The organism is Thiobacillus sp. SCUT-2 (assembly GCF_035621355.1).
In the GTDB taxonomy this organism is placed as follows: domain Bacteria; phylum Pseudomonadota; class Gammaproteobacteria; order Burkholderiales; family Thiobacillaceae; genus Thiobacillus; species Thiobacillus sedimenti.
The window spans coordinates 2,591,810-2,609,163 of record NZ_CP141769.1; the positions used below are offsets into that span (position 1 = coordinate 2,591,810).

Consider the following 17,354-nt stretch of genomic DNA (forward strand, 5'->3'; position numbering starts at 1 on the left):
GCCAGCGCGGCCTGCCGCCTGATGGATCTCCCACACATACTGCTGCTCGCGGGCGCGGGCGTGCTCGGCGGCGCCGCGAATGCCATCGCCGGCGGCGGCACCTTTTTCACCTTCCCCGCGCTGCTGGCGGTCGGCGTGCCGCCGGTCGCCGCGAACGCCTCCAACTCCCTTGCCATCTGGCCCGGCCACGCCCTGGCGCTGTTCAGCTATGGCGAGGAGCTCGGGCGCCATCGCGCCAACCTGCCGCGCCTGATGGCCGCGGCGGTGGCGGGCGGCGCGACCGGCGGCTGGCTGATGGTCCACAGCAGCGACCGCTATTTCATGCAGGCCGTTCCGTGGCTGCTGCTGTTCGCCACGCTCGCCTTCGCCTTCAAGGACGCGATGCTGTCATGGAGCCGCCGGCGCTTCGCCGCATCGCACGGGCGCGCAGGCATGCCCGCCGTGCTGCTCACCTTCGTGCTCGGCGTCTACGGCGGCTACTTCAACGCCGGCCTCGGCATCATGCTGCTGGCCACGCTGACGCTGGCCGGCATCGACGACATCCATGAACTGAACGGCGTGAAGAATCTCCTCGCCACCGGCATCACCACGGTGTCGCTGTTCCTGCTGGTGGCCAGCGGCGTCATCGCCTGGGGCCCGGCGCTGGCCACGCTGGCCGGTGCGGTGATCGGCGGCCTTCTGGGCGGGCGCCTGGCACGCCGGATTCCGAAGCGCTGGCTGGAAGGCGTCGTGATCGGCCTCGGCGGGCTCCTCACCGCGGTCTACGCGTTCAAGGTCTATGGCTGACGCACGCGCCCGGCGGTCGCGGCGCAAGACCGTCGGTTTCCTTTACACACAGCGCCCGGCCGGAAATATTTGTTCATCCATATCAGAAGGTTGCAATCATGGAACAGGGATTGCTTGAGCCCTTCCAGGCCCTTGGCGACTCGCATCGACCGAGGCCTGCGTAGAACCCACCCCGCGGAGGTTGTCATGCGTACCCTGCTCAGCGTCACCCTGCTTTCCCTGGTCGCCACCCCGTCCTTTGCCATTGCCGTCGATGCCGTCAGCGTTCCCGAACCCGGCATCCTGGGGCTGATCGGCATCGGCGCGGCCGCCCTGCTGGTCGGCCGCCGCAAGAAATAAACCCGCCTGTTCGCCCCTCGAGCAATCGAGCGCGATGTCTGGCGCCCCGCCCTCGCCATGGCGGGGTGGCTTGCATGTGGCGCTCGCCTTGCCTCATGCGTTGAGCTGAGGCCGGGGGCCGCGGCTCCCGTTCTGGCGCAGCGTCGCCCTAAGCCGGCGGTTCAGGAGCACCGGGCCTCGCCGCGATGGCAGACGGTCGCCATCGCGCTCGCCCTGCTCATTCCTGGAACGCAGGTCAGGGCTCAGACACCCTCCTACGCAAATTTGATTCTTCCGGCCGTCGGCCAGTGGCTGTCGACCCAGAGACCCGACGGGTTTCTGCCCTACGGCTACGACTTTCTGGCAAACGAGGCGCGCGAACCGGACACGCTATCGGCCGCCAACCTCACCCGCCAGGCGGCTACGGCAGCGGCACTGGCGGACTACTTCGCGCTCACCAAAGATCCCCGGGCCCGCCCCGCCATTCAGCGATTCTTGCGGGCTTTCGGCCGCCACGCCCTGCCGATCGGCAAGAGTCGCGGACAGGTGCTTCTGGAAGCCACACGCATCCTGTCCCTGCCGGTGGGACGCTACAAGCTGCGGGCGGCGCTGGCGCGCCTCGGCCTCCTGTATGAAACGAAGGGGCCGGGCGCGATTCCGGCGCCGGGCGCGGACTACGGCAAGGCATACGCGGGTGCCGCCGCCCTCGCGCTGCTGACCGAACTGCGCTACACGCAGGCCAGCCGGGACAACCAGTTCGCGCCGCTGCGGCAAGCCTGGCTGCAAGGCCTGATTGCGCTCCGGATTCCCGGCGACGGCTTCCGCCAGTTTCCGACATCGATCGATACCAACGCCTACATGGACGGACAGGGCTGGCTGGCCCTTGCGCAGTATCACCACAGCTTTCCGAACGACCACGGCGTGACTGCGCTGCTGGCCGATCTCGACATGGCGCTGATGCGCAAGTACGGGACGGCGTTCCGCGCCGAGTTCTACCACTGGGGAACGATGGCCGCGGCCGCGCGCTACGCCGACACCCGCGACCCCCGGCTGCTCGCATTCATCGAGCAGCAGACGCGGACGTTCCTCAGCCGCGTCGCCGGTCGGCCGAGCGCCGACAACACCTGTGCGTCCGTCGAGGGCGTCGCCGACGCGCTGGGCGCGCTGCAGCGCGCGCGCGAGGATCACGGCGCGCTCGCACAAAAGGCCATGGAATGGGTCATGATCGAGATGCACAAGAACACGGCGCTCCAGATCCAGCCGGGCCAGGGCGAACTGGTGTTTGCTGGCGCGCGGATCATCGCGCCCCGGATGGCCGCCTACGCCGGCGCCTTCCGCAGCGGCGTCTACGCCGCCGACACCCAGATCGACCTCACCGCGCATTGCGTGTCGGCGATGGTGAAGCTGCGTCGCAACGGCCTTGTCCCCCGGCGGACGGACGGCGTCCGGTGAACCGCGCGCGGCGACTTTCTCAGTACTGCACGACGACCGGATCGAGGCTGCGCCACAGGTACCAGGTCGCAACGGTGCGCCAGGGCGCATGGCGCGCCCCATGCTGCCGCAGCAACGTGGGCGTCGGGCGCTCCCCCTTCAGGTAGTGCAGCGCGACCGCCTTCTGCAGGCCGATGTCGTCGACCGGCCACACGTCCGGCCGGCGCAGGTTGAAGATCAGGAACATCTCCGCGGTCCAGCGGCCGACGCCGCGCACGTCGACCAGCGCCCGGATGACGTCCTCGTCGTCCATCGTCTTCCAGCGCTCCGGGTCGAGGCGGCGATCGGCGAAATGCCCGGCGAGATCGACCAGGTACTCGGCCTTGCGGCGCGACAGGCCGCCTGCCGCAAGATTCGCCGGATCGAGCGCGGCGACCCGTTCGGGCGACACGGTGCCGGCCAGGGCGGCGAAGCGCGCCCAGATGCTGTCGGCTGCCTTGACCGAGATCTGCTGGCCGACGATGGCGCGCGCCAGCGTCTGGAACGGGTCGCCGCGGTCACCGAGCACGCAGTCGGGGTAGCGCGCGATCAGCGCTGCCATCACCGGGTCGGCGGCGGCGAGTTCGGTGCAGGCGGTACGCCAGTAGGCGGGAGCGCGGGGTTTCATGGCGCATATCTTATCCGGGGTCGACGCGTAGGAAGGCGACGCGGAAGAGATTCAAACACGCCGGCGTGGCGCGATCGCGCCAATCGGGCCCTCTCCCCCGACCCCTCCCCGCTCCCCGCTCCCCGCTCCCCGCTCCCCGCTCCCCGCTCCCCGCTCCCCGCTCCCCGCTCCCCGCTCCCCGCTCCCCGCTCCCCGCTCACAGCAGAATGATGTCGTACTGCTCCTGCGGGTAAGTCGTCTCGACCTGCAGCGACACCGGTTTGCCGATGAAATCGATGAGCTGGGCGAGGCTGCCGGACTCCTCGTCGAGGAACAGGTCGATCACGCTCTGCGCGGCGACGATGCGGTATTCGCGGGCATCGAACTGGCGTGCCTCGCGCAGGATTTCCCGCAGCACGTCGTAGCAGACGGTCTGGGCGGTCTTGATCTCGCCGCGCCCGGCGCAGGTGGGGCACGGCTCGCACAGCACGTGCGCGAGCGACTCCCGCGTCCGCTTGCGCGTCATCTCGACCAGGCCCAGCGCCGAGAAGCCGGAGACGGTGGTGCGGGTCGGATCGCGCGCCAGCGCCTTCCTCAACTCCATGAGCACCGCTTCCTGGTGCTCGGGATTGTCCATGTCGATGAAGTCGATGATGATGATGCCGCCGAGGTTGCGCAGGCGCAGCTGGCGTGCGATGGCCTGCGCGGCCTCGAGGTTGGTCTTGAAGATGGTGTCGTCGAAGTTGCGCGCGCCGACGAAGCCGCCGGTGTTGACGTCGACGGTGGTGAGCGCCTCGGTCTGGTCGATGATGAGGTAGCCGCCGGACTTGAGGTCGACGCGCCGCCCCAGCGCCTTGGCGATCTCGTCCTCGATCGCGTGCAGGTCGAACAGCGGGCGGTCGGCGCCGTAATGCTGCAGCTTGTCGAGCACGGCATGCGTGTAGTTCTGCGCGAACTCGGCCATGCGCTGGTAGGTCTCGCGCGAATCGATGAGGATGCGGCTCGTTTCGGTGTTGACGAAGTCGCGCAGCACGCGCAGCGACAGGTCGAGGTCCTGGTACATCAGACAGGGGACGACGCAGTTGCCGCGCGACTGGATGCTCTTCCACAGCCGCCGCAGGTACTCGATGTCGGCCAGCATTTCCGCATCCTCGGCGGTCTCCGCCATGGTGCGCACGATGAAGCCGCCGGTGGCATCGGCGGGCATCAGCTGGTGCAGCTTCTGGCGCAGGTGCTCGCGCTCCTCCTCGCCCTCGATCTTCTGCGAGATGCCGATGTGGGTTTCCTGCGGCAGATAGACCAGATAGCGCCCGGCAAAGCTGATCTGGGTCGACAGCCGCGCACCCTTGGTGCCGATCGGATCCTTGATCACCTGCACCATCAGCGTCTGGCCCTCGTGCAGGATCTGCTCGATCGGCCGCTCCGGGTCGCCGTTGTGGCGTTCCTCCCAGATGTCGGCGACGTGCAGGAAAGCCGCACGCTCCAGCCCGATGTCGATGAAGGCCGACTGCATTCCCGGCAGGACGCGCACCACGCGCCCCATGTAGATGTTGCTGACCAGCCCCCGGCACTTGGCCCGCTCGATATGCAGCTCCTGCACCGCGCCCAGATGCAGCACGGCGACGCGGGTTTCCTGCGGGGTGACGTTGACGAGGATTTCTTCGCTCATGGGGAAATCAGACGGCCAGTCCGAACGCTCTCAGCAACACGGCAGTGTCATATAACGGCAAGCCCATGATGCCGCTGTAGCTCCCTTCGATGTGCTCCACGAAAGCGCCGGCGCGCCCCTGGATGCCATACGCACCGGCCTTGCCGAGCTGCTCGCCCGTTTCCAGGTAGCGCCCGATGGTGGCCGCATCGAGCACGGCGAAGCGGACGCGGCTCGCCGACAATCGCTGCTCGATCCGCCCTTCGTGCTGCACGGCAACCGCGGTGAACACGTGATGCTCGCGTCCGGACAGGCGCTCGAGCATGGCCTCGGCTTCGCTGCGGTCCGCCGGCTTGCCAAGGATGTCCCCATCGATCTCGACCACCGTGTCGGCGCCGAGCACCGGAAACCGCAGCAGGCGGCGCGCGTCCACCGCCCGCCAGCCGCAGGCGGCCTTCTCGACCGCCATGCGCTGCGCGAAGTCCGGCGCCGCCTCGCCGGCGTGCGGGAGCTCGACGACATCCATGCGCCCCGGCACGGCACGCAGCGGCAGGACGTCGAATGCCACGCCGATCTGCTTCAGCAGTTCGCGACGCCGCGGCGACTGCGAGGCCAGGTAGATTCGTTTGTCGACCAGCATTTTTCTTGTCTCCCCCTCAATCCCGATGGTAGGGATGCCCCTTGATGATGCATACGGCACGATACAACTGCTCGGCCAGCATCACACGTGCCAGCGCATGCGGCAGCGTCAGCTTCGACAGCCCCATCAACCTGCCGGCACGCGCCTTGACGCCATCGTCGAGGCCGTCCGCACCGCCGATGACGAATGCCGGCGATACCCCCTCGGCCATCCAGCCGGACAGCCACGCCGCCAGCTCGCGCGTCGTCACCTGGGTGCCGCGCTCGTCGAGCACCACGGGCACGCACCCGGCCGGCAGCGCCGCCAGGATGCGCTCGGCCTCGACCTGCCGCGCCCGCGCCCCGTCCTCCCCCGCGACACGGTGCCCCGGCCTGATCTCGGCCAGCACCAGCGGCAGGTCGGGCGGCATGCGGCGCGCGTAGTCGTCGTAACCGGCCGTGATCCAGCCGGGCATCTTGTGGCCGACGGCGATCAGGTGCAGCTTCACTCAGGGCGCGGCCTTGCGCGCGCGGGCCGCGGCGCCCGCGCCCCACAGCTCTTCGAGATTGTAATGCGCGCGCACCGCCGGCAGCATCACGTGGACCACGACGTCGCCGAGATCGAGCAGCACCCAGTCGCCGCTGTCCTCGCCCTCGGTGTTGCCGACATACTCGCCCGCCTCCTTGACCTTCTCGCGCACGTTGTCGGCCAGTGCGCGGGTCTGGCGGTTGGAGTCGCCGCTGGCGATCACCATGCGCTCGAACAGCGAGGTGAGCTTGCTGGTGTCGAGCACGGTGATATCACGGCCCTTGATGTCCTCGAGCGCGGCGACGATCAGTTTGATCTTGTCTTCAATGTTCATGGCGATGCATAAAGTTGGTGTTCGTGAATATAGCCGAGCACGGCGTCGGGCAGCAGATAGCGCGCGCTGCTGCGCCCGCCGAGCGTGGCGCGGATCGCGGTGGCCGAAATGTCGAGCGGCGTCATCCGGTGCAGCCGAACCGCGCCGGCCGGGCCGACGGTGTCCCCGGTTTTCGTCAGCCGCGGCAGCACCTCGGTCTTCAGCGGCTCGGCGAGTGCGTCGGGTTGCAGCGCCCGCGCGCCCGGCCGGGTCGCGACGGCGATGTTCGACAGGCTGAAAAGCTGGCGCCATTCGTGCCAGGTCGGCAGGTCGAGAAACGCATCGGCGCCCAGCAGCAGCCAGAGCGGCTGGGCATCGCCCAGTTCGACGCGCAGGTCGCTCAGGGTATCGACGGTATAGCTCGGGCGCGAATGCGTCACTTCGCGATCATCGGCGAGGAAGCGCGGGTTGCCGGCGACCGCGCGGCGCACCATCTCCAGGCGGTGGCCGGCTGCCGTGCGCGGCGCGCCGCGGTGCGGCGGCTGCCCGGCCGGGATGAACAGCACGCGCGCGAGACCGAGCGCCTCCGCCATTTCTTCGGCCAGCCGCAGGTGACCATAGTGGATCGGGTCGAAGGTGCCCCCCAGGACGCCGACCGGCTGGTCAGCGGCAAGCGGTGAGCGGTGAGGGGAGCGCGGCTCAGCGGCGGTCTTTCCGCTCACTGTTCACTGCTCCCTGCTCACCGGTTCACCCCCGCACATGCCCGTCGCCGAGCACCACCCACTTCTGGCTGGTGAGGCCTTCCAGGCCGACCGGGCCACGCGCATGGATCTTGTCGGTTGAGATGCCGATCTCGGCGCCGAGGCCATATTCGAAGCCGTCCGCGAAGCGGGTCGAGGCATTGACCATCACGCTCGCCGAATCGACCTCGCGCAGGAAGCGGCGCGCACGGCCGTAGTCCTCGGTGACGATGGCGTCGGTGTGCTGCGAACCATGGGTGTTGATGTGCTCGATCGCGGCGTCGAGCCCGTCGACGACCTTAACCGCGATGATGGGACCGAGGTACTCCTCGTACCAGTCGGCCTCGACCGCTGCCTTCAGCTTGTTTTCGGCGACGGCCGCTCCCTTGAGGATCGCCAGCGCCTCCGGGCAGCCGCGCATCTCGACGCCCTTGCCCGCGAGCATCCTGCCGATCTCGGGCAGCACCGTCGCCGCGACGGCGCGCGCGACCAGCAGCGACTCGGTCGTGTTGCAGGTGCCGTAGCGCTGCGTCTTGGCGTTCTCGACGATCTTCACCGCCTTGGCGAGGTCGGCGCGGTCGTCGACGTAGACATGGCAGTTGCCGTGCAGGTGCTTGATCACCGGCACCCGCGCCTCGCCGGTGATGCGCTCGATCAGGCCCTTGCCGCCCCGCGGCACGATGACGTCGACGTAGTCCTTCATGGTGATGAGTTCGCCCACCGCGGCGCGGTCGGTCGTCTCGACCACCTGCACCACCGCAGCCGGAAGTCCGGCAGCCTCCAGCCCCTCGCGCACGCAGGCGGCGACGGCCTGGTTGGAATGCAGCGCCTCGGAGCCGCCGCGCAGGATCGCCGCGTTGCCCGATTTCAGGCACAGGCCGGCGGCGTCCGCGGTCACGTTGGGGCGCGCCTCGTAGATGATGCCGATGACCCCGAGCGGCACGCGCATCTTGCCGACCTGGATGCCGGACGGGCGGAACTTGAGGTCGGTCATCTCGCCGATCGGGTCGGGCAGCGCGGCGATCTGCTCCAGGCCCTCGGCCATGCCCACAACGGTCTTCTCCGTGAGCTGCAGGCGATCCAGCAGTGCGCTGTCGTAGCCGGCATTGCGTGCATGCTCCATGTCGCGCGCATTGGCTTCGAGCAGCTTCGCCGCGTCGCGGCGGATCGCCGCCGCCATCGCGAGAAGCGCACGGTTCTTCTGGTTGGTTTCCGCGCGGGCGATCGCGCGCGAGGCCTCGCGCGCCTGCTTGCCCAGCGTCTGCATGTACCGTTTCACGTCCATCATCTTGTCCTGTCTGGCGGCCGCCCCGCAGCGGACGCGGCCAGCGTCATACCCACGCGCAGGAGCGTGTCCCAGGGGTCGCCCGTACGCTCCAGCCCCTTCGCCTGGCGGTCGATCAAGGCCAGGTCGGTCAATGCCGATTCGACCTGCGCGAGGCTCAGGCGTTTCAGCGCCCGCTCGATCTGCGGGCCGCGCTGCTTGTCGCGCCCCCACAGCGTGCGCATCAGGCCGGGCAGACTGTCGCCCTGCGCCAGCGCCAATTTTAGCCTGAGCAGCAGCGCCACCGCCGAGCTGACCTGCCACTGGATCGCCGGCACCGCCTCGCCGCTATCCTTGAGATCGATCACCACCTGGGCGAAGCGCGCGCCATCGCCGGCGTAGAGGGCGTCGGCCAGCGCATCGGCCTCCAGCCGGCTGACGTCGACCACGGCGTGCTCGACATCGGCCAGCGTGACGCTGCCCGATGGCAGCAGCAGCGCGAGCTTGTCGATTTCCTGCTGGGCCGCCAGCAGATTCCCTTCGACCCGGTCGGCGAGAAACTCCAGCGCCGCGCGGTCTGCGGCGAGGCCTTGCTTTGCCAGGCGGCGTTCGATCCAGCCGGGCAGCGCCGCGCGGTCGACCGGCCTGGCCTCGACCACCACGCCGGCCGCGGCCAGCGCGGCGAACCAGCGGCTCTGCATGGTCTTCCAGTCGAGTCCCGGCAGGCTGACGAGCGTCAGCGTATCGGGAGGCAGCTTGGCGGCGTAGGTCTCCAGCGCCTTGGCGCCGTCGATGCCGGGCTTGCCGGAGGGGATGCGGATCTCCGTCAGGCGACGCTCGGCGAACAGCGAGAAATTGTCGCCGCTGGCGAAGATGCCCTGCCAGTTGTAGCGGCCCTGGACCGTGAAGACGGTGCGCTCGGTGTGGCCCGCCGCGCGCGCGGCGGCGCGAATCGCATCGCCGGCCTCCTGCGCGGCGAGCGGCTCGTCGCCGACCACCAGGTACAGCGGCGCGAGGCCGCGTGCAAGCTGGTCAGGCAGGCGATCGGCAGAAACGTTCAAGGGCTGCCCGGGCGCTTGAGCGCCTGCAGGCGGCGCACGATCTGCAGCGCGGCGTTCTCTTCCATGTCGCGGTACAGCAGCTGCTCTTCCGCCGCCTTGGCGAGGATGCGCGTATCGTCGTAGGTCATGTCGCGATACAGTTCGATCAGCGCGGGCTCCGCCAGGGTCTGCCGCGCCTGTCCAAGCACCGAATAGCTCAGCTTGATGCCGAGCCGGTACTCGGTGACGCGGCCCGCGCCGGAGAGCGAGAGGATGGATTTGCTCCGCTCCTCTCGGCCCAGCTTGAGCACGGCTTCGGCCTCATCGGGTCGCGGCGCGATCGCCGTCCTGTGGTTGGTCGCCAGCATCGCGCGCACCCGCTGCCCCACCGCATTGTCGTCCGGCGCATCGATGTACAGGCTCCCGAACGGGACGCCGTCGAATCGGCGCAGCTGGAAGCCGCAGCCGGCGGCGAGGAGCGCCGGAATGGCCGCCAGGAAGAGTCGTCGTTTCATAACACGATATTAACCAAACGCCCCGGCACCACCACGACTTTTTTCGGTGCCCTGCCTTCGAGATATTTCTGCGCGGCCTCGCTGGCCAACGCGGCCGCCTCGACCGCGGTCTTGTCGGCCGCGGCGGGCACGCGGATCTGGCCGCGCAGCTTGCCGTTGACCTGCAGCATCAGTTCGATCGCGTCCTGCACCAGCGCGGCCTCGTCGACCGACGGCCACGCCAGCGCCGCGCCCGGCCTGAGTTCGCCGTACAGCGTCTCGCAGATGTGCGGCACGATCGGCGCCAGCAGCGCCACCACGGCCTCCAGCACCTCCTGGCGCACGCTGCGCGCGACGGCGTCGTCACCCTCCAGCTTGCCGAGCGCGTTCATCAGTTCCATCACTGCGGCGATCGCGGTGTTGAACTGCTTGCGGCGCTCGATGTCGTCGCCGACCTTCTGGATCGTCTGGTGCAGCTGGCGCCGCAAACCCTTCGCCGCATCGTCCAGCTCGCCGCCCTCGAACGCCGCCACCGGGCCGCCCTGCACGTGCTCGTACGCGGTCTTCCACAGCCGCTTGAGGAAGCGATGCGCGCCCTCGACGCCGGCATCCGACCATTCCAGGCTCTGCTCGGGCGGCGCAGCGAACATGGTGAAGAGGCGCGCGGTGTCGGCACCGTACGCATCGATCAGGGCCTGCGGATCGACGCCGTTGTTCTTGGACTTGGACATCTTCTCGGTGCCGCCGACGATCACCGGCTGGCCGTCGGATTTCAGCATCGCCGCACCGTCGCGCAGCTCGACGTCGGCCGGGTTGAACCAGGTCTTCTTGCCGTCGGCCGCCTCGCGGTAATAGGTGTCGGCGATCACCATGCCCTGGGTCAGCAGATTGGCGAAAGGCTCGTCGCTGGAGACCAGCCCCTCGTCGCGCATCAGCTTGTGGAAGAAGCGCGCGTACAGGAGATGGAGGATCGCGTGCTCGATGCCGCCGATGTACTGGTCGACCGGCAGCCACCGGTCGGCGCGCTGATCCAGCATGCCGCCGGCGAAATCCGGGCAGGCGTAGCGCGCGTAGTACCAGGACGACTCGACGAAGGTGTCCATGGTGTCGGTCTCGCGGCGCGCCGGTGCGCCGCACTTCGGGCACGTGCAATTCACGAAGTCGGCACGCTTGTTGAGCGGATTGCCGGAGCCGTCGGGCACGACGTCCTCAGGCAGCACGACCGGCAATTGATCGGCGGGCACCGGCACGTCGCCGCAGCTGTCGCAGTGAATGATCGGAATCGGGCAGCCCCAGTAGCGCTGCCGCGAGATGCCCCAGTCGCGCAGACGGAACTGGGTCTTCTTTTCCCCAAGCCCCTTGGCGGCGAGGTCGGCGGCGATGGCGTCGACCGCGGCTTCGTAGCCGAGGCCGTCGTACTTGCCGGAATTCACGCAGCGGCCGCGCGTCTTGTCGCCGTACCATTCAGCCCAGGTGTCGAGCGAGAAGGTCTCGCCTTCAACCCCGATCACCTGCTTGATCGGCAGGCCGTATTTCTGCGCGAAGCCGAAGTCGCGTTCGTCGTGCGCCGGCACCGCCATCACCGCACCCTCACCGTAGCTCATCAGCACGTAGTTGCCGACCCACACCGGGACTTCTTCGCCGGTCAACGGATGGATTACCTGGAGGCCGGTGCCCATGCCCTTCTTTTCCATCGTCGCCATGTCGGCCTCCGCGACCGAGCCCTGTTTGCATTCGGCGATGAACGCGGCGAGTTCCGGGTTGTCTTCCGCCGCGCGCGCAGCGAGCGGATGCTCGGCGGCCACGGCGACGAAGGTCACGCCCATCAGGGTGTCGGCGCGGGTGGTGAACACCCACAGCAGCTCATCGCTGCCCGGAACCTTGAACGCCAGACGCACGCCGGTGCTCTTGCCGATCCAGTTGGTCTGCATGGTCTTCACGCGCTCCGGCCAGCCCGGCAGGGTGTCGAGACCGGACAGCAATTCGTCGGCGTACTGCGTGATGCGGAAGAAGTACATCGGGATGTCGCGCTTCTCGACCAGCGCACCGGAGCGCCAGCCACGGCCGTCGATGACCTGCTCGTTGGCCAGAACCGTCTGGTCGACCGGGTCCCAGTTGACGGTGGCCATCTTCTTGTAGATCACGCCCTTCTCGAACAGGCGGGTGAACAGCCACTGCTCCCAGCGGTAGTAGTCTGGCTTGCAGGTGGCGAGCTCGCGCGACCAGTCGATCGCGAAGCCGAGCGACTGCAGCTGCGTGCGCATGTGGTCGATGTTGGCGTAGGTCCATTGCGCGGGTGGCACGCCGTTGGCGATGGCGGCGTTCTCCGCCGGCAGGCCGAAGGCGTCCCAGCCCATCGGCTGCATCACGTTGAAGCCGCGCATGGCGTGGTAGCGCGCCAGCACGTCGCCGATGGTGTAGTTGCGCACGTGGCCCATGTGCAGTTTGCCCGACGGGTAGGGGAACATCGACAGGCAGTAGTACTTCGGGCGCTCCGAATCGTCGCTCGCGCGATGGGCCTGACCGGCCGACCATTTCTGCTGGACGGCGCGTTCGATATCCGCGGGGAGGTATTTTTCTTGCATTGCAGCAACCGCTTAGAATCAAGGCGGCCGATTATACCGCCCGCGCCCGGGCGCCTGCCGGGAGGCCGGGCGGGTGAGGCGGCCGACCGTTTTCCCCCGCCACAAGGAGACATCATGAAACGTCTGCTGCCGCTCGTCCTCTTTGCCGCCAGCCTGCCCGCCCACGCCGCGCCGCCCGACCTGATTCCGGTCCGGCAGATCGGCCTCGAACTCGCGCGCGACATCGCGATGGCCGCGGTCGAGGCCTGCCGCCACGACGGCTACAACGTCTCCGCCGTGGTGCTCGATCGCGCCGGCAACGTGCAGGCCGCGCTGCGCGACACCCTGGCCACCCGCCATACGCTCGAGATCGCCGAGCGCAAGGCCGGCATGAGCGTCATGTCGGGCATCGACTCGGGCGAATTCCGTGCCGCGCGCGCCGACATCCGCCCCGAACTCAACCACATCGACGGGCTCATCGTGATGGACGGCGGCCTGCCGATCCGCGCCGCCGGCAGCCTGATCGGCGCCGTCGGCGTCTCGGGCGCGCCCGGCGGCGACAAGGACCGCGCCTGCGCCGCCGCCGCGCTGAAGCAGGTCGAGGAAAGGCTCGAGTTCGCGATGTAAGCGTCCACTCCCCAAGGCCGCCGCGCCGTAAAGGACGCCCCGCCAGTCGGCGCGCAGGGGACGGACGCCCGCCGCATCCGGCGCTCCCCTACCACGCCCCCCCCCTTGCGGGTAAAATGCGGCGGTTTCGCTTTCGTTTCCAGTCATCCTTCAGGGAGTCCCAGCATGTCCAAGAAGCACCCCGTCATCGCGGTCACGGGCTCGTCCGGCGCCGGCACCACCACGGTCAAGCGCGCCTTCGAGCACATCTTCTTCCGCGAAAAGATCAACGCCGCCGTGATCGAGGGCGACAGCTTCCACAGCCTGTCGCGCGTCGAGTTCAAGGAGGCGGTGAAGAAGGCCGAAGCCGAAGGCAATTTCTCGTTCAGCCACTTCGGCCCGCAGGCCAACCATTTCGACAAGCTGGCCGAACTGTTCAAGACCTACGGCGAGACCGGCGGCGGCAAGAAGCGCTACTACATCCACAGCGACGAGGAAGCCGAGCACCACAACAAGCGCCTCAACACCAGCCTCAACCCGGGCGAGTTCACCCCCTGGGAAGACGTGCCGGCCGGCTCCGACGTGCTCTTCTATGAAGGCCTGCACGGCCTGGTGAAGACCGACGCCGTCGACGTCGCCAAGCACGTCGACCTCGGCATCGGCGTCGTGCCCATCGTCAACCTCGAGTGGATCCAGAAGATCCACCGCGACGGCGCCGAGCGCGGCTATTCGGCCGACGTCATCGTCGACACCATCCTGCGCCGCATGCCGGACTATGTGAACTACGTCACCCCGCAGTTCTCGCGCACCGACATCAACTTCCAGCGCGTGTCGACGGTCGATACCTCCAATCCCTTCATCTCGCGTGACATTCCCACGCCGGACGAGAGCTTCATCGTGATCCGCTTCCGCGATCCGAAGGGCGTCGACTTCCCGTACCTCCTGAACATGATCTCGAACTCCTTCATGTCGCGCCCCAACACCATCGTGGTGCCCGGCGGCAAGATGGGCTTCGCCATGGAACTGATCCTGGCGCCGATCATCCAGGACATGATCGCGAAGAAGGGCAAGTAATCCGCCCCGGCCGCCAAGAAAAAACGGAGCCCGATGGCTCCGTTTTTCTTTGGCCGGCGATCTCGCGTCACACGACGGCAAACCCGACGAGCGCGATCTCGTCGCCGTCCTTCACCGGCGAGGATTTCTCGGCGAACTGCTTGTTGACCGTGACGTTGAGCTTGGGATTGCCGAGCAGCATCTTCTTCCACATCTCGCCGCGCTTCGCCAGCACGAACAGCAGGCGCTCGACGTCGGTGACGTCGGCCGGCAGGGCGATCTCGTCCGACGCCATGCCCAGCGTCTCGACCAGGTCGCCGAAGAACAGGATTTTCACCATCGCTAGCCCCTTATAATTCGTCATTGATCGCCGGATTCTACCCTCGCATGTCCACCCTGCTCGATACCCTCAACCCCGAACAGCGCGCCGCGGTGACGTTGCCGCACGAGTCCGCGCTGATCCTGGCGGGGGCAGGATCGGGCAAGACGCGCGTGCTGACCACCCGCATCGCCTGGCTGATCCAGACCGGCCAGGTGTCGCCGCACGGCATCCTCGCGGTGACCTTCACCAACAAGGCGGCCAAGGAGATGCTGACGCGCATCTCGGCGATGCTGCCCCCTTCGACATCGCTCAGGGCAGGGGCCAACCCGCGCGGCATGTGGGTCGGCACCTTCCACGGGCTGGCCAACCGGCTGCTGCGCACGCACTGGCGCGAGGCCGGCCTGCCGCAGTCGTTCCAGATCCTCGATTCGGCCGACCAGTTGTCGGCGATCAAGCGCCTGATGAAGGCGCTGAACGTCGACACCGAGAAATACGAGCCGAAGAAGCTGCAGTGGTTCATCAACGGCAACAAGGAGGCCGGACGCCGTGCGCGCGACGCCGACGCCTACGACGACTACTCGATGCGGCTGGCCGAACTCTACGAGGCCTACGACGCGCAGTGCCAGCGCGAGGGCGTGGCGGATTTTCCCGAGCTGCTGCTGCGCTCCTACGAGCTCCTGTACCGCAACGAGCCGCTGCGCCAGCACTACCAGGACCGCTTCAAGCACATCCTGATCGACGAGTTCCAGGACACCAACACGCTGCAGTATCGCTGGCTCAAGCTCTTCGCCGGCCCGCACACGGTGCTGTTCGCGGTCGGCGACGACGACCAGTCGATCTACGCCTTCCGCGGCGCCAACACAGCCAACATGGCCGAGTTCGAGCGCGAATTCGCCCATGGCAACGTGATCAAGCTGGAGCAGAACTACCGCAGCCACGGCAATATCCTGACCGCCGCCAACACGCTCATTTCCCAGAACGCGCACCGCCTCGGCAAGAACCTGTGGACCGCGGAAGGCGAAGGCGAACCGATCCGCGTGTTCGAAGCCTATTCGGACCAGGACGAGGCGAGCTTCGTCGTCGACGAGGCCAAGGCGCTGAATCGCGAGGGCGTGTCGTTCTCCGACATGGCGCTACTGTACCGCTCCAACGCGCAATCCCGGGTCCTGGAGCACGCCCTGTTCTCGGCCGGCGTCGCCTACCGCGTCTACGGTGGCCTGCGCTTCTTCGAGCGCCAGGAGATCAAGCACGCGCTCGCCTACCTGCGCCTGATGACGCACCCGGAGGACGACGGCGCCTTCCTGCGCGTGGTGAACTTCCCTGCACGCGGCATCGGCGCGCGCACCCTCGAGCAGCTCGCCGACACGGCCGCGCGTTCCGGATCGAGCCTGTGGCAGGCGGCCTGCACGGGCAGTGGCAAGGTCGCCGGCTTCGCCAAGCTGATCGAGGACATCAAGCAGGCGACCACCGGCCTCACGCTCGCCGAGACGATCGACCACGCGATCGAGGCCTCCGGCCTGGCCGACTATTACCGCGCGGACAAGGACGGCGCCGACCGCCTGGAGAACCTCAACGAACTCGTCAACGCGGCGACGCTGTTCTCGGAGGAATCGGAAGACAACACGCTGGATGCCTTCCTGGCGCATGCCGCGCTGGAAGCCGGCGAGCACCAGGCCGGTGCCGGCCAGGACGCGCTGCAGCTGATGACCGTGCACGCCGCCAAAGGCCTCGAATTCCACACCGTGTTCATCACCGGGCTGGAGGAAAGCCTGTTTCCGCACGAGCAGAGCGCGCACGAGGAGAACGGACTGGAGGAAGAACGCCGCCTGATGTACGTGGCGATCACGCGCGCGCGGCGCCGCCTGTACCTGACCCACGCGCAGTCGCGCATGCTGCATGGCCAGGTGCGCTACGGCATCCCGTCGCGCTTCCTCGCGGAACTGCCGGAGCAGGTGCTGCTGCACCTCAACCGCCGCGCCGAGCCGAGCTACCGTTCGGTCAGCGAACCGGCGCCGCGCGCAACACCTGCGAACGACACCGGCTACCGCGTCGGGCAGAGCGTCGCCCACGCCAAGTTCGGCACCGGCATCATCATCGATTTCGAAGGGCGCGGCGCCGACGCGCGGGTGCAGGTGAAATTCCGCGACGCCGGCACCAAGTGGCTGGCGCTCGCCTACGCCAAGCTGTCGCCGGCCTGATCCGGCGCCGGCACCTCGTCCGACCACACCGCGAAGATCGCCTGGTATGACGCGTACAGCGAGCCGAACAGGACCGGCATCGCCACCAGCAGACCCAGCAGCAGCGGCACCAGTGCGGCGACGAGCAGGAGCAGGCCGAGCGCGATGCTGTTGGTCAGCATCGGCGCCCAGTTCCTGGCGACCGCCTTCAGGCTCACGCCCAGCGCCGTGGCGGGCCGCGCGCCGCCGAACAGGACGAGCGCCGGCGCAAACCAGGTCGCCATCAGGAGCGGCGTGAGCAGGGCCAGGCCGGTGAGTAGTGCCGGCGTGGCCTGGTTCATCATGGCCTGCATTTCCGCCTGGCTTGCCTCGCCGCCCCGGGCGGCGGCCATGACCGCCTGGGGGTCGAATCCCATCGCGAGCATGATCCGGCTGATGACCAGCATGCCCAGCAGCTGCACCGCACCGAGCGTCATCAGCGGAATGATCGGCCCGCGTACCCCCGCCAGGAAATCCGGCAGTTCGAGCTCGCGCCCCTCGTCGAGCGCCCGGTAGGCCGCCATGAAGCCCGCCACCATCAGCGGCGAGGCCAGCTCGGACAGCGAATCGCCGACCATCGGGACCAGGCCGAGTGCCATCACGACGCCGAACAGCAGGCCGAAGGCGGCGGACAGCAGCAGCGGATTCTTGCGGTAGAGGCGAAAACCGGTCGCGACCCAGCGGAAGCCCTGGCTTGCCGCGACCTTGCGGGGAATGTCTTGGTTGGAAGGCGTGTTCATGCGGGCGATTCTAACCGACGCGCACG

18 protein-coding genes are annotated in these 17,354 nt (G+C 68.1%); 6 read left to right on the forward strand and 12 right to left on the reverse strand.

Features of this window, described 5'->3' with window-relative positions:
• Positions 1–21 precede the first annotated feature (21 nt).
• From VA613_RS12975 to VA613_RS12985, 3 genes are all read left to right on the forward strand, one after another.
• On the forward strand, positions 22–786 hold the full coding sequence (locus VA613_RS12975; protein ID WP_324779436.1) for a sulfite exporter TauE/SafE family protein: 765 nt from the start codon (positions 22–24) through the stop codon (positions 784–786).
• A gap of 186 nt (positions 787–972) precedes the next feature.
• On the forward strand, positions 973–1,125 hold the full coding sequence (locus VA613_RS12980) for a PEP-CTERM sorting domain-containing protein (protein WP_324779437.1): 153 nt from the start codon (positions 973–975) through the stop codon (positions 1,123–1,125).
• 264 nt (positions 1,126–1,389) lie between these two features.
• Positions 1,390–2,556 carry a hypothetical protein gene (locus tag VA613_RS12985; RefSeq protein WP_324779438.1) on the forward strand — a complete coding sequence of 389 codons (1,167 nt, stop codon included), beginning with the start codon at positions 1,390–1,392 and terminating at the stop codon, positions 2,554–2,556.
• Positions 2,557–2,575: 19 nt separating this feature from the next.
• Here the strand turns inward: VA613_RS12985 and VA613_RS12990 are convergent, their stop codons facing one another.
• From VA613_RS12990 to leuS, 10 genes are all read right to left on the reverse strand, one after another.
• Positions 2,576–3,202, reverse strand: coding sequence for a DNA-3-methyladenine glycosylase family protein (locus VA613_RS12990; RefSeq protein ID WP_324779439.1), 627 nt, complete (start codon positions 3,200–3,202; stop codon positions 2,576–2,578).
• Between the two features lie 196 nt (positions 3,203–3,398).
• Positions 3,399–4,850 carry a ribonuclease G gene (gene rng, locus VA613_RS12995; RefSeq protein WP_324779440.1) on the reverse strand — a complete coding sequence of 484 codons (1,452 nt, stop codon included), beginning with the start codon at positions 4,848–4,850 and terminating at the stop codon, positions 3,399–3,401.
• Positions 4,851–4,857: 7 nt separating this feature from the next.
• A complete protein-coding gene (locus tag VA613_RS13000; RefSeq protein WP_324779441.1) occupies positions 4,858–5,469 on the reverse strand; it encodes a Maf family protein in 612 nt (203 codons plus the stop codon).
• 16 nt (positions 5,470–5,485) lie between these two features.
• Positions 5,486–5,956, reverse strand: coding sequence for a 23S rRNA (pseudouridine(1915)-N(3))-methyltransferase RlmH (rlmH, locus tag VA613_RS13005; RefSeq protein WP_324779442.1), 471 nt, complete (start codon positions 5,954–5,956; stop codon positions 5,486–5,488).
• The gene (rsfS, locus tag VA613_RS13010; RefSeq protein ID WP_324779443.1) at positions 5,957–6,310 is read right to left on the reverse strand and encodes a ribosome silencing factor; all 354 of its coding nucleotides are present in this window, start codon (positions 6,308–6,310) and stop codon (positions 5,957–5,959) included.
• A complete protein-coding gene (nadD, locus tag VA613_RS13015) occupies positions 6,307–6,936 on the reverse strand; it encodes a nicotinate-nucleotide adenylyltransferase (protein ID WP_407702888.1) in 630 nt (209 codons plus the stop codon). Before nadD ends, rsfS begins: the two co-directional genes overlap by 4 nt.
• A 100-nt stretch (positions 6,937–7,036) precedes the next feature.
• Positions 7,037–8,314 (reverse strand): glutamate-5-semialdehyde dehydrogenase, encoded by a 1,278-nt coding sequence (locus tag VA613_RS13020; protein WP_324779445.1) that lies wholly within the window; start codon positions 8,312–8,314, stop codon positions 7,037–7,039.
• On the reverse strand, positions 8,314–9,354 hold the full coding sequence (gene holA, locus VA613_RS13025; RefSeq protein WP_324779446.1) for a DNA polymerase III subunit delta: 1,041 nt from the start codon (positions 9,352–9,354) through the stop codon (positions 8,314–8,316). Before holA ends, VA613_RS13020 begins: the two co-directional genes overlap by 1 nt.
• Positions 9,351–9,848 carry an LPS-assembly lipoprotein LptE gene (locus VA613_RS13030; RefSeq protein WP_324779447.1) on the reverse strand — a complete coding sequence of 166 codons (498 nt, stop codon included), beginning with the start codon at positions 9,846–9,848 and terminating at the stop codon, positions 9,351–9,353. The genes holA and VA613_RS13030 overlap by 4 nt, the downstream gene beginning before the upstream one ends.
• On the reverse strand, positions 9,845–12,412 hold the full coding sequence (leuS, locus tag VA613_RS13035) for a leucine--tRNA ligase (protein WP_324779448.1): 2,568 nt from the start codon (positions 12,410–12,412) through the stop codon (positions 9,845–9,847). The genes VA613_RS13030 and leuS overlap by 4 nt, the downstream gene beginning before the upstream one ends.
• A 114-nt stretch (positions 12,413–12,526) precedes the next feature.
• Between leuS and VA613_RS13040 the strand changes: the two genes are divergently transcribed.
• The gene (locus tag VA613_RS13040; protein WP_324779449.1) at positions 12,527–13,018 is read left to right on the forward strand and encodes a GlcG/HbpS family heme-binding protein; all 492 of its coding nucleotides are present in this window, start codon (positions 12,527–12,529) and stop codon (positions 13,016–13,018) included.
• Positions 13,019–13,183: 165 nt separating this feature from the next.
• Positions 13,184–14,071, forward strand: a complete 888-nt coding sequence (locus VA613_RS13045) for a phosphoribulokinase (protein WP_324779450.1) — start codon at positions 13,184–13,186, stop codon at positions 14,069–14,071.
• Between the two features lie 67 nt (positions 14,072–14,138).
• Here VA613_RS13045 and VA613_RS13050 read toward each other — a convergent pair whose 3' ends face one another.
• Positions 14,139–14,390, reverse strand: a complete 252-nt coding sequence (locus tag VA613_RS13050) for a MoaD/ThiS family protein (RefSeq protein ID WP_324779451.1) — start codon at positions 14,388–14,390, stop codon at positions 14,139–14,141.
• Positions 14,391–14,437: 47 nt separating this feature from the next.
• On the opposite strand from VA613_RS13050, the gene VA613_RS13055 reads away from it, so the two are divergent.
• Positions 14,438–16,570, forward strand: a complete 2,133-nt coding sequence (locus VA613_RS13055; protein WP_324779452.1) for a UvrD-helicase domain-containing protein — start codon at positions 14,438–14,440, stop codon at positions 16,568–16,570.
• Here VA613_RS13055 and VA613_RS13060 read toward each other — a convergent pair.
• The gene (locus VA613_RS13060; RefSeq protein ID WP_324779453.1) at positions 16,546–17,328 is read right to left on the reverse strand and encodes a BPSS1780 family membrane protein; all 783 of its coding nucleotides are present in this window, start codon (positions 17,326–17,328) and stop codon (positions 16,546–16,548) included. The genes VA613_RS13055 and VA613_RS13060 overlap by 25 nt on opposite strands.
• Between the last annotated feature and the right edge of the window lie 26 nt (positions 17,329–17,354).